The organism is Aeromonas sp. 159 (assembly GCF_963862045.1).
Lineage (GTDB): Bacteria > Pseudomonadota > Gammaproteobacteria > Enterobacterales > Aeromonadaceae > Aeromonas > Aeromonas veronii.
This window is the reverse complement of the sequence record NZ_CAWLMI010000087.1, coordinates 1-10,357: the sequence shown is the minus strand read 5'-3', so window position 1 is coordinate 10,357 and position 10,357 is coordinate 1. Positions and strand designations below refer to the sequence as shown.

Below are 10,357 nucleotides of genomic sequence, written 5' to 3'. Positions count from 1 at the left end.
CGAAAGCGTAATCATTTCAACGACTTTATCCCAAATTCGCTTGGTGGGTCACAGCTGGCTGGAGAAAAATGCAGCAAGGCGTTTAAACCCTGAGCAAACAGTTTGCATCAGGGCTTAAATTGCGAAAAAGGGGTTGTGCTGGCGCTCGTGGTACGTATAATGCGCCTCGTTGTCAGGCAACTGGCACGAAAGCAGTAACGCGGGAATAGCTCAGTTGGTAGAGCACGACCTTGCCAAGGTCGGGGTCGCGAGTTCGAGTCTCGTTTCCCGCTCCAATTTTCCATCGCACCAACGATGGAACTCACTTTCAAGACAATCAGTCTTGTCAGCATGGCGCGTTAGCAAAGCGGTTATGCAGCGGATTGCAAATCCGTTTAGTCCGGTTCGACTCCGGAACGTGCCTCCATATTCTCTCTGTTCATCTCAATCATCACTCTTCGAGTCTGAGCCTTGGTCAGTATCCTTGCTGTACCAGTAACTGCTCGCAGCCAGCCTGTTTCCACTCCCGCTCGAGATAGTGGCCCACATCCGCCATGTTTTGCCCCCGATATTGAAACTGCACCTCGGCACTGTGCTGGTTGAGATCCGCAATCCGTTGCTTCAGTGTGCCGCATTGCCACAGGCTGACGGTGGGCACGCCCCGTTCGGCCAGCACGATGACATCTTCCCGATTCAGTTGCCACTCCTCCAGTTGTGCCCGTGTCAGGGCAACCATCAGCACCAGCAGTGCCACTTCCGGCAGTTTCATGCGTGTCTCCCTACTGCATGTTTTTCCCCTGATAACTGTGGCAAAGCGCACGATTTTCGCAAGTTTGTTAATTGTTGGTTAATGACGTAACCCGTTTTCAGTATTTCCCGTTTTTCACCATTTTTTTATAAAAAAAATGCGTTGGTGATGTAGTAATCCTACATGGAGTGGGGTAATCTTTGCTCAGTGGTCTTACCAGTAAGGAGTTACATCATGTTTCATCCCTTTTCCCTGACTCAGATTATTCTTCGTCGCATTTATGTATTGCTGGTGGGCATTCTGGCTTTCCCCGTGATGCTGTTTCGCAGCGATCGTGCCCGCTTCTACAGCTATCTGCACCGGATCTGGAATAAAACCAGCACCAAACCTGTGTGGCTCAAAATGAGCGAGCGTGGCGAGCGGATCTTCTACTAAACCCCATTCGCACCATGTGCAAAAAGAGACAGCCAAAGCTGTCTCTTTTTTTATCTGTTTGCCGCAACTCCTGGCTCCCAATACCACTCGGATTGTTGGTTTTTTGTTTCTTTAAGGTTGCGTCCAGCCCTGCCTTTGGCGGGGCTTTTTTATGTCTGACGCATCTCTTTTGATGGAACCAGTGAAGAAGATTAACGGGATGAAAGCACCATATGGCACTTTTCTCGTTCATAAATTGGTGGTCGTCGAGAAATTTTCAATGATGAAATAGCTTTTTAAAATCAATTGATTGAGTGTTTGCCTTTGGGTTTTTTAACTATTTTTGTGTTTTTTTGAAAGGGAATATCCCGTTTGCCGGTTCTATTGCAGGTACCCGGTTGCGACAAATCGGGGATATCAGCAACATCCAACGACATCAAAAGGAACATGAACATGAATGTTAAAAAAAGCACTGCTATCGCCTCCGCCATGACCGGTCTGCTGGCGCTGGGCGCCCAATTTATCGCGGCGCCAGCCATGGCTGCCGATGAAAAGGAGAAGTGCTACGGCGTGGTCAAGGCCAGCAAAAATGACTGTGCGACCAAGAGCAGCTCCTGCGCCGGTACCGCCAAGGAAGATGCTCAGGGTGATGCCTTTGTGGTGATGCCCAAAGGGCTGTGCGAGAAGCTGGTCGGCGGTTCGCTGCAACCCAAGTAAGAGACATCGGGCAGGGGATGGCCAATGGGTCGCCCCCTGCATCTTCTCTGATTGGCGAAAGCGAGTCTTGCGATGAACCCTTTGATTGGTATCGGATTACGCACTCCCCATTACGACGAGATCCGGCAAACCCTGCCGGCAGTCGGTTGGCTGGAGGTGCATAGTGAAAATTACTTCGAACGGCACAGTCACGGTTTTCAGGTGCTCGCCAAACTGGCGCAACACTACCCCGTCAGTCTTCACGGCGTTGGCATGTCCCTCGGTTCTGCCGACCCGCTCGATCCGCACCATCTGCAGCAGTTGTCGACACTGGCCGCGGCGATCAAACCGGTACGGATCTCCGAACATCTCAGCTGGGGCAGCATTGGCGGGCGTTACTTCAACGATCTGCTGCCGGTGCCCTATACCCGAGCCTCCCTGCGCAACATGAGCGACAAGATCCAGCAGGTACAACAGACCCTGGGTTGCCGCATGTTGATTGAAAATCCCTCCTCCTATCTACAACTGCCCGGGGAGATGAGCGAGTGGGAATTTCTGGCCGAGCTGCAGCAGCGCAGCGGGTGCGGCATCCTGCTCGACCTCAACAATCTCTATGTCAGTGCCTTCAATCACGGTTTCTCTTGCGATGAGTATCTGGCGGCGATCGATCTCGCCACCGTCGGGGAGATCCATCTGGCCGGTTATACCGAGAAGCAGCTGCCGGAAGGCTCCCTCTATATCGATACCCACAGCGCCCCTGTGGTGGAGCCGGTCTGGGAACTCTATCGCCAGATCTGCCGCAAGCAGGCCATTCCCACCCTGATTGAGTGGGACCTCGAGATCCCGCCGCTGCCGGTCTTGCTGGCAGAGGCGGCGCAGGCTGGCGCCATTCTGGATGAGGCGCTTGCCATGAGTGCACCACGGGAGGTGGCCCATGGCTGAACTGGCACAGTTGCAACAGCACTTTGCCGAGGGTCTGCTGGGGGCGCCTGACGCCATTTCCCCTCACATCAGCTCCCGGCTCTTTTCTGCCGAGTCTGTGCTGCAGGTCTATCGCAACCACTTCATCCTGAGCCTTGGCGAGGTGCTGGCGATCAGTTATCCCGCCGTCAAGGCTATGGTCGGGGATGACTTTTTTGCAGCGGCGGCCCGTGGCTTCGTATTGGCCGAGCCGCTCAGGGAAGGGAGCGTCATGCACTATGGCGTCGGATTTGGCCAATGGCTGGCCCGCTTGCCAACTACAACCGGACTGCCCTGGCTGGAGGCGCTGGCTCAGTTCGAATGGCAGCTTGAGCGTGCCAGTCTGCTGCCGCTGGAATCACGCTGCTGGCCAGCCGAGCGTCTGGCCGCATTATCGCCGCAACAATGGGAGCGGCTGCGACTCTTGCCAGCCACGGATCTGCTGCTGGTTGCCAGCGATTATCCGGTGCTGGCCCTGTGGCAGATGGCGCTGCACGGTGGAGAAGCGGTGGAGGTGCTTGATGCCCCCGTCTGGTTGGCATTGAAGAAACAGCCGGATTGCCGGGTTGCCCCCTTGCCCCTGACGGCTGGTGAGTGGGCGCTGCTACAGGGATGTCTCGCTGGTACGGCGCTGGTCGATCTGCTTGCGGCCGACCCTGCGGCCAGTGAACATCTCACTCGCCTGATAACCCTTGGTCTGCTGGTGGATATGGAGATAATGCCATGATGGCAAACAAATGGCTGGCGCTGGCCAGCTCAAGTGGTGATTTGCCGCGCTGGAGCAGCGCTGGTGTGCTGTTGCTGGCGCGGCTGTGGGTCGCCTCGGTTTTTATCACTTCAGGCTGGCTCAAGCTGACGGCGTGGGATTCCACCCTCTATCTGTTTGAATCCGAGTATCAGGTGCCCCTGCTGCCCTGGTTGTGGACTGCTTATCTGGGTACGGCGACCGAGCTGCTGTTGCCGCTCTTCCTGCTGGCGGGGCTTTTTACTCGCCCGGCCGCCTTGCTGCTGTTTGGCTTCAATATCATGGCGGTGATCTCCTACCCGACCCTCTGGGCGGGCGGCTTTTACGATCACCAGCTGTGGGGCTGGATGCTGCTGACCCTGACCATCTGGGGCGGCGGTGTGCTGAGCCTGGATCACTGGCTGACACGTCGCAGCCATTGATTTATCAGTGATTTTCCCAATGACAAAGAGCGCCACAAGGCGCTCTTTGTCATAATGACGGCCGGCGAAATTTCCCATGAGAGAAAAGGAGCAGCCAATGATCATTCGTCAGGCAAGGGCCGCAGATATTCCCGCACTGGTGGCGCTGCGCATGGAGCTGTTTTGTGAGGTCGGTGAGCTGGTGACGCCGCAGGCAGACCCGGCCTTGTGGCAGGCCACCCTTGACTATTTCACCCGGGCGATGAATGAAGAGAGTGCTTTATCATGGCTGGCTGAGGCCGATACGCAGGAGGGCTGCAAACAGATCGTGGCAGCAGGGACGCTGGCATTGTTTGAACGGCCACCCTATCCCGGCAATCTGGCGGGGATGGAGGGGTATCTGCTCAATATGTATACGCGGTCACAATGGCGCCAGCAGGGGATCGCCACGGCGCTGCTCGATGCCATTACAGCCTTCGCCAGCGCGCGTCAGCTGGGCAAGGTGTGGCTCCATGCCAGCGAGCAGGGGCGCCCTCTCTATGAGCGGATCGGCTTTGTCGCCAATCCGGCCTATCTGGAGTGGCAACCGGCGGTGGAATAAGGGTTGCAGCTCTGTATGAGTGGCGCTTGGTCGGTTAATTTGATGTACAGCAATAAATATGGCGTCAGATGGGATCGCGGCAAAGCTGCCAACTATGCTGATGGAGCACGCCACCATTATCTTATTGATCCACTGCGTGGTTTGGCCATGGTGGGTGCCAGTCTGGAGGATACGTTTCGATGTTCAATAGCAAACTGAAAGCCGAGTTGCAGCAGTGCCAGGATCAACTTCTGGAACAGCAGGGATTTTTTGACGCAGTGCACGGCAGCGTGGCGACCATCACCTTTACGCCGGATGGCACTGTGCTGGCCGCCAATGATCTCTTTCTCAACGTGGTGGGCTTCAGTGCGCCCGAGGTTATCGGCCAGCATCACCGTATCTTTTGCGACAAGCTCTATGCCCAGAGCAGCGACTATCAGCAGTTTTGGGCGGACCTGAAGCAGGGGCGCTCCCGTACCGGGGTATTCCAGCGCTTTAACAAACGGGGTGAGGCGATCTGGCTGGAAGCGACCTATTTTCCGGTCAAGTTGCGGGGCGTGGTGACCAAGGTGATCAAGATCGCGGCCGATATTACCGAGCACCACCTGCAACTGCTCAGCCAGCAGGCGGTGGTGACGGCGCTGGATCGGTCGCTGGCGGTCATCGAGTTCACCCCCGGCGGGGAGGTGATTGCTGCGAATGGCAATTTCCTCCATACCATGGGCTATACCCTGGCGCAGGTGCAGGGCAAGCACCACCGCATCTTCTGCGATGACCACTTCTATCAGGAAAATCCCCACTTCTGGGAAGAGCTTGGGCGCGGCCAGTTCAAATCTGGCCTCTTCTGCCGTCAGAACAGTCACGGTAGCAAGGTGTGGCTGGAGGCAACCTACAACCCGATCCTTGATGAGCATCGCAAGGTGGTGAAGGTGATCAAGTTCGCCAGCGACATCACCGAGCGGATCAACAAGAGCGATGCGGTGCGGGAAGCGGCCATGTTGGCCCACGATGCGGCCCGGGAGACCCTGAACTGCGCCGAACGCGGCGCGGGTCTGCTCTCCTCGGTGGTCGATACCTCCAGCCTGATTGCCAGCCAGTTGACTCACAGCATCGGTCTTATCAATCAGCTCAACGAGCAGTCGCGCAGTATCGAGGCGATCGTCTCCACCATCAGCAGCATCGCCGACCAGACCAATCTGCTGGCCCTTAACGCAGCCATTGAGGCGGCGCGGGCGGGGGATCAGGGTCGTGGGTTTGCGGTGGTGGCCGACGAGGTTCGCCAGCTGGCGGCCCGCACGTCTCTCTCTACCGACGAGATTGCCAAGGTGGTACAGAACAACCGGGAGCTGACCGCCAAGGTCACCTCTGAGATGTCTGACGTCGCCAGCAGCGCCGAGCTTGGCAAGCAGCAGGTGGGCGAGGTGAATGAGGTGATGAGCGACATCCGCCGGGAGGCGAACAACGTCTCCAGCACCGTCTCTGATCTGGCCATCTGAACCCCCTGACTTCCTGTCATGCCGAGGCATTGACTCATATTTGAGCAGTCAGTGCCCCAATCTGAACCCCTCCTGTATCGTCCCGCCATTGTGAATTGTCCTCTTCTGGCCCCTTGATTAGGCTTGCCGCCTCATTTATTTCAGAGCAGGAACAGAACAAGATGGCGTTACAACAGAAGGGGCGGGCAATGGCCCTGCTGGTTATGGTCGCGAGCATGGGGCTGGGCGGCTGTATGGGGCAGATGGGGCTTTCCGGCATGGTCACCAAGGGCAACCTGAGCGTGGTGGATAACCGCTACGCTCGTGCCGGGGTCTTTATGCTGCTCTCCCCTGTCTACGGTCTGGCCGCGACCGCTGACTTGTTTGTGTTCAATACCATCGAGTTCTGGTCTGGCAAGAACCCCATCACCGGTAAATCTCCGGCTGTGGTGGACATGAAGGCCAATCCGGTGATCAAGGTGAACCAGCACCTGGATTCGGCCCTCAAGACGGTGCCGCTGGCCATGCTGCCGCAAGGGGTACGCGAGGTGGAGATCAGCTACCCGGACGAGAGTACCGCCCAGATGGAGGTGCACTATCTGGATGGTCGCAGCAGCATGATGCGTGGCGAGAAGCGTGGCGAGCTGATGGATATCTACTTCGATGGCCGCTTTGTATCTACCCTGAGCCGCGCAGAGCTGGAAGAGCGGGCTAATCAGGGCAAGGCTGCTGCCTAAATTCAACTGAATCCAGATCGTTCCAGCTTCAGATGGGGTATACCTAATCTGCTGGCAAAATCGCCATGATGTCTAAGGGAGTAGACTATGACGGTGAATGGATTGCGGTTGGCGGAGTTGATTGGTTCCCTCAGTCATGCGCTCGATATGACCGAGGGGCAACCAAGAGGGCATTGCATTCGCTGCTGCTGGATAGGTTCCCGTCTGGGGGAGCGGCTGGGACTGGATGCCCGGCTGCGCCATGATCTCTACTACACGCTCCTGCTCAAGGATCTTGGGTGCAGCAGCAATGCTGCCCGCATCTGCGAGCTCTATCTCACCGACGATCTTCACTTCAAACGCGATTTCAAACTGGTGGATGGCTCCCTCTCCGAGGTAGTCAACTTCGTGCTGGGCCACACCGGCTTGCAGGCGGATCTGCTGGGACGTTTTCGCAGCCTGTTTCATATCTTTCGCAACGGCGACCAGATTGCCAACGAACTGATCCAGACCCGTTGTCATCGGGGGGCGGATATCGCTCGCCAGCTCCGTTTCAGTGACGAGGTGGCTGATGGCATCCTCTCCCTTGATGAACACTGGAATGGCAAAGGTCGGCCCCTGCAACTGGCTGGCGAGGCGATCCCGCTCTTCTCCCGCATTGCCCTGCTCTGTCAGGTGGTGGATGTGTTTCACGCAGCAGCAGGCCCGGATGCGGCGCTCAAGGAGCTACGCGAGCGCAGCGGCAGCTGGTTTGATCCGGCACTGGTTCGGGAATTTGAAGCGCTGGCCGACGAAGAGTTCTGGCAAGGACTGGCCGATCCCCGACTGACCGAGTGGGTGCTGGTCCACCCGGCCGGGCAAGGGGAGGTAGCGCTGGATGAAGATTATCTGGACGAAATCGCGGCGGCCTTCGGGCAGGTGGTGGACTCCAAAAGTCCCTACACCGCGGGTCACAGCGGCAGGGTTGCGCTCTATACCGACATTCTTGCCACCCAGATGGGGTTGTCCGAGTCGCGTCGACGCTGGCTCAAGCGGGGCGCCTTGCTCCATGATGTGGGCAAGCTCGGGGTGAGCAACGCCATTCTCGACAAGCCGGGCAAACTCGATGCGCAGGAGTGGGCGGCGGTGCAGATGCATGCCGCCTATACCGAGGAGATCCTGAGCCGTATCGGCGCCTTCGAGGAGCTGGCACAAGTGGCGGGCGCCCACCATGAGCGGCTCGATGGCAAGGGCTACCCCAAGGGGCTGAAGGGGAACGAGATTACCCTTGAGACGCGCATCATCACCACAGCCGACATCTTCGATGCCATCACCGCCAAGCGCCCCTATCGCGGCGCCATCCCTGTGCCGCAGGCGTTGGAGATGATGGCGGAGAATCTGGGCACTGCGATAGACCCCGACTGTTTTGCCGCCCTGCAGGCGGGTATTCAGGATTTCTCCCTCTACCTCACCACCGAGCAGCCGCTGGCCAATGCCAGTTAAGAGTTACTGATCAACGGCCCAAGCGGCCAGTCAGATAGTAAAACGCCCCGCAACAGCGGGGCGTTTTGCATTGGGTCTAGTCCGGCTGCTTGCGATGGGGCGGGGTGAGGATCAGTCCCAGCAGGCGGCGTAGGTGGGTGAGCTGCTCGGTCAGCTGGACGTTGAGCCAGAGGTAACCATTGATGGCGGCCTCGGTATTGGGGGGGAGCGATACCTGGGTCGCCACCTCGTGCAGGCGGGCGATGGCGGCATCGGCCCCGCGCCCGTCACCGGTTTGCATCATCAGGGCAAGCTGGTTGATCGCCTCCTCGGTGGCCAGATGGCAGGCGTGCAGTTCGCGGGTGCTCTGCATCAGGAAGTGGCTCTCCCTATCATTCCAGTAGGTGTTGGCCAGCATCTCCAGAGTACAGAGGGTGTTGCGCATGGTGACCTGCACCGCATCAAACAGCGAGATACTGTGGCGCGTCTCCTTGGCCGCAGGGGCCAGCAGGGCCCGCAGTTTGCCGGTTTGGGCCAGCAGTTGGGAGAGATTGTGCTTGAGGCGCGGGCGCTCCAGCACATTGGGGGAGAGGTGGGTGTGATAGAGCCGCCCCGACTGCTGCAAGATCTGGTGCAACTGCAGGCGCCAGTGGCTGTAGGCCCGCTGGGGATAGATGCTGCAAAAGAGCAGCGCCAGCAGGGAGCCCAGCACCACGTCACCGCTGCGCCAGAGGGCGGTATGGATATCACCCGGCTGGGCCCCCATGGTGACGCCGAGGGTGATGCCGATCAGCAGTCCCACATAGGGGCGCTTGCCGAGCGCCAGATAGCCGCACAGGAACATGATGCAGCCGCACCAGATCAGGGTGAGCGGCAGGGAGTAGATCTCGAGATAGAGCGCCACTATCCCGCAGCTGGCGCCGAAGATGGTGCCCACCACCCGCTGCAGGGCGCGGGAGAGCACATTGCCCCAAAACGAGATGGGGCCCATCACCACCACCAGCGTGATCAGCGGCCAGGTGCTCTCCGGTAGTTTCAGCTCGCGGGTCAGCAGAAAGGTGAGCATAAAGGCGAGCGCAATGCGCAGGCCATGGACGATCCGGTAGCGGCCATAGACCAGCAGATCGAGTCGGGAGAGGGGGGCATCAAGACGCACGGTCTGCCTCCTGTCAGGTGGGGGACGGGGCGCCGTGCATCCGGCCGACGCCCCGTCGGGATTTAGGCCAGTCGTCCCTGCAGGGGGTGGATCCAGACCCGCTCGCCAACGGCGATCCCGGGTTGATCCGGTACGATTTCGATCAGGCAGTTGGCCTCGGCCATGGAGCTGAGAATGCCGGAGCCCTGTGGCCCTGTGGTGCGCACCCGCAGCTGGCCGTTACGGTCCTGATGGAAGATGCCGCGCAGAAACTCGGTGCGCCCCGGACGGCTCTTCATCTTCTCGTCTGCCAGTGCCGAGAGGCGCAGCGGCTGCCACCGCTTGCCTTGCAAGCGGGCGATGGCGGGCTCGACAAACTGCAGCACGCAGATCATCGCCGCCACCGGATTGCCCGGCAGGCCGAAGAAGGGGGTCTGCCCCAGCTTGCCAAAGGCGAGCGGGCGGCCTGGCCGCATCTGGATGCGCCAGAAATCGATCTGGCCGAGCTCCGCCAGCACCAGCTTGATAAAGTCGGCGTTGCCCACCGAGACCCCACCCGAGCTCAACACCAGATCGGCGCTGGCGGCGGCCTGCTCCAGCTGCTGGCGCAGAATGGTCTTGTCATCGGGAATGATGCCAAGGTCCATCACCTCGCAACCGGCGGTACGGATAAGGGCCATCAGGGTGAAGCGATTGCTGTCGAAGATATGACCGGGGGCGAGCTGCTCGCCCGGCGCCTGCACCTCGTCGCCGGTACTGAACAGCGCCACTTTCAGCGGGGTGCGCACGCAGAGCGATGCCTGACCGAGTGATGCCGCCAGCCCCAGCTGGGGGGCACTCAGCCAGGTACCGGCCGGGATGGCGACCGCGCCCTTGGCGAGATCTTCGCCGGCGAGGCGCACATTCTGTCCCGCCTGGATCGGGGCGGTGACGGTGACCCACTCACCTTCAATATGTGTCTCTTCCCGCATCACCACAGTATCTACCCCGGGGGGCAGCGGGGCGCCGGTCATGATCTGCACCGCCTGACCGGCCAGCACAGGCTCG

12 protein-coding genes and 2 tRNA genes are annotated in these 10,357 nt (G+C 59.1%); 11 read left to right on the top strand and 3 right to left on the bottom strand.

Annotation, left to right across the window (positions count from 1 at the left end):
• Window positions 1-199: 199 nt before the first annotated feature.
• Both AACR14_RS14780 and AACR14_RS14775 read left to right on the top strand, forming a co-directional pair.
• A tRNA-Gly gene (locus AACR14_RS14780) sits at window positions 200-275 on the top strand.
• A 57-nt stretch (window positions 276-332) separates the two neighbouring features.
• A tRNA-Cys gene (locus AACR14_RS14775) sits at window positions 333-406 on the top strand.
• Window positions 407-454: 48 nt separating this feature from the next.
• Here the strand turns inward: AACR14_RS14775 and AACR14_RS14770 are convergent.
• On the bottom strand, window positions 455-748 hold the full coding sequence (locus AACR14_RS14770; protein ID WP_019446720.1) for a hypothetical protein: 294 nt from the start codon (window positions 746-748) through the stop codon (window positions 455-457).
• A 213-nt stretch (window positions 749-961) separates the two neighbouring features.
• Here AACR14_RS14770 and AACR14_RS14765 point away from each other — a divergent pair, with 213 nt between their 5' ends.
• From AACR14_RS14765 to AACR14_RS14725, 9 genes are all read left to right on the top strand, one after another.
• Window positions 962-1,162 carry a YbfA family protein gene (locus AACR14_RS14765; protein WP_005334863.1) on the top strand — a complete coding sequence of 67 codons (201 nt, stop codon included), beginning with the start codon at window positions 962-964 and terminating at the stop codon, window positions 1,160-1,162.
• Between the two features lie 432 nt (window positions 1,163-1,594).
• Entirely contained in the window at window positions 1,595-1,858 is a 264-nt protein-coding gene (locus AACR14_RS14760; protein WP_005334862.1) for a BufA1 family periplasmic bufferin-type metallophore, read from the top strand.
• Window positions 1,859-1,930: 72 nt separating this feature from the next.
• Window positions 1,931-2,779 (top strand): MNIO family bufferin maturase, encoded by an 849-nt coding sequence (bufB, locus tag AACR14_RS14755; RefSeq protein ID WP_026035116.1) that lies wholly within the window; start codon window positions 1,931-1,933, stop codon window positions 2,777-2,779.
• The gene (locus AACR14_RS14750) at window positions 2,772-3,524 is read left to right on the top strand and encodes an HvfC/BufC N-terminal domain-containing protein (RefSeq protein WP_019446718.1); all 753 of its coding nucleotides are present in this window, start codon (window positions 2,772-2,774) and stop codon (window positions 3,522-3,524) included. The genes bufB and AACR14_RS14750 overlap by 8 nt, the downstream gene beginning before the upstream one ends.
• Window positions 3,521-3,964 carry a DoxX family protein gene (locus tag AACR14_RS14745; RefSeq protein WP_019446717.1) on the top strand — a complete coding sequence of 148 codons (444 nt, stop codon included), beginning with the start codon at window positions 3,521-3,523 and terminating at the stop codon, window positions 3,962-3,964. Before AACR14_RS14750 ends, AACR14_RS14745 begins: the two co-directional genes overlap by 4 nt.
• Window positions 3,965-4,061: 97 nt before the next feature.
• The gene (locus AACR14_RS14740) at window positions 4,062-4,544 is read left to right on the top strand and encodes a GNAT family N-acetyltransferase (protein ID WP_019446716.1); all 483 of its coding nucleotides are present in this window, start codon (window positions 4,062-4,064) and stop codon (window positions 4,542-4,544) included.
• Between the two features lie 179 nt (window positions 4,545-4,723).
• Complete coding sequence (locus AACR14_RS14735) at window positions 4,724-6,019, top strand: methyl-accepting chemotaxis protein (RefSeq protein WP_019446715.1); 1,296 nt, start codon at window positions 4,724-4,726, stop codon at window positions 6,017-6,019.
• A gap of 161 nt (window positions 6,020-6,180) precedes the next feature.
• Window positions 6,181-6,735 (top strand): DUF3332 domain-containing protein, encoded by a 555-nt coding sequence (locus AACR14_RS14730; protein WP_019446714.1) that lies wholly within the window; start codon window positions 6,181-6,183, stop codon window positions 6,733-6,735.
• A gap of 87 nt (window positions 6,736-6,822) precedes the next feature.
• A complete protein-coding gene (locus AACR14_RS14725; RefSeq protein ID WP_019446713.1) occupies window positions 6,823-8,196 on the top strand; it encodes an HD-GYP domain-containing protein in 1,374 nt (457 codons plus the stop codon).
• A 76-nt stretch (window positions 8,197-8,272) separates the two neighbouring features.
• Here AACR14_RS14725 and AACR14_RS14720 read toward each other — a convergent pair whose 3' ends face one another.
• Both AACR14_RS14720 and moeA read right to left on the bottom strand, forming a co-directional pair.
• Window positions 8,273-9,331, bottom strand: a complete 1,059-nt coding sequence (locus AACR14_RS14720; RefSeq protein ID WP_019446712.1) for an FUSC family protein — start codon at window positions 9,329-9,331, stop codon at window positions 8,273-8,275.
• Window positions 9,332-9,393: 62 nt separating this feature from the next.
• On the bottom strand, window positions 9,394-10,357 hold a 964-nt coding region (gene moeA, locus AACR14_RS14715), incomplete at its 5' end, for a molybdopterin molybdotransferase MoeA (RefSeq protein WP_019446711.1).

What these genes read in the sequence shown, in the direction of transcription:
- AACR14_RS14725 (WP_019446713.1), top strand. Translation starts at nt 6,823, where the DNA reads ATGACGGTGAATGGATTGCGGTTGGCGGAGTTGATTGGTTCCCTCAGT.
- AACR14_RS14740 (WP_019446716.1), top strand. Translation starts at nt 4,062, where the DNA reads ATGATCATTCGTCAGGCAAGGGCCGCAGATATTCCCGCACTGGTGGCG.
- AACR14_RS14770 (WP_019446720.1), bottom strand. Translation starts at nt 748, where the DNA reads ATGAAACTGCCGGAAGTGGCACTGCTGGTGCTGATGGTTGCCCTGACA.
- AACR14_RS14735 (WP_019446715.1), top strand. Translation starts at nt 4,724, where the DNA reads ATGTTCAATAGCAAACTGAAAGCCGAGTTGCAGCAGTGCCAGGATCAA.
- bufB (WP_026035116.1), top strand. Translation starts at nt 1,931, where the DNA reads ATGAACCCTTTGATTGGTATCGGATTACGCACTCCCCATTACGACGAG.
- AACR14_RS14760 (WP_005334862.1), top strand. Translation starts at nt 1,595, where the DNA reads ATGAATGTTAAAAAAAGCACTGCTATCGCCTCCGCCATGACCGGTCTG.
- AACR14_RS14745 (WP_019446717.1), top strand. Translation starts at nt 3,521, where the DNA reads ATGATGGCAAACAAATGGCTGGCGCTGGCCAGCTCAAGTGGTGATTTG.
- AACR14_RS14765 (WP_005334863.1), top strand. Translation starts at nt 962, where the DNA reads ATGTTTCATCCCTTTTCCCTGACTCAGATTATTCTTCGTCGCATTTAT.
- AACR14_RS14730 (WP_019446714.1), top strand. Translation starts at nt 6,181, where the DNA reads ATGGCGTTACAACAGAAGGGGCGGGCAATGGCCCTGCTGGTTATGGTC.
- AACR14_RS14750 (WP_019446718.1), top strand. Translation starts at nt 2,772, where the DNA reads ATGGCTGAACTGGCACAGTTGCAACAGCACTTTGCCGAGGGTCTGCTG.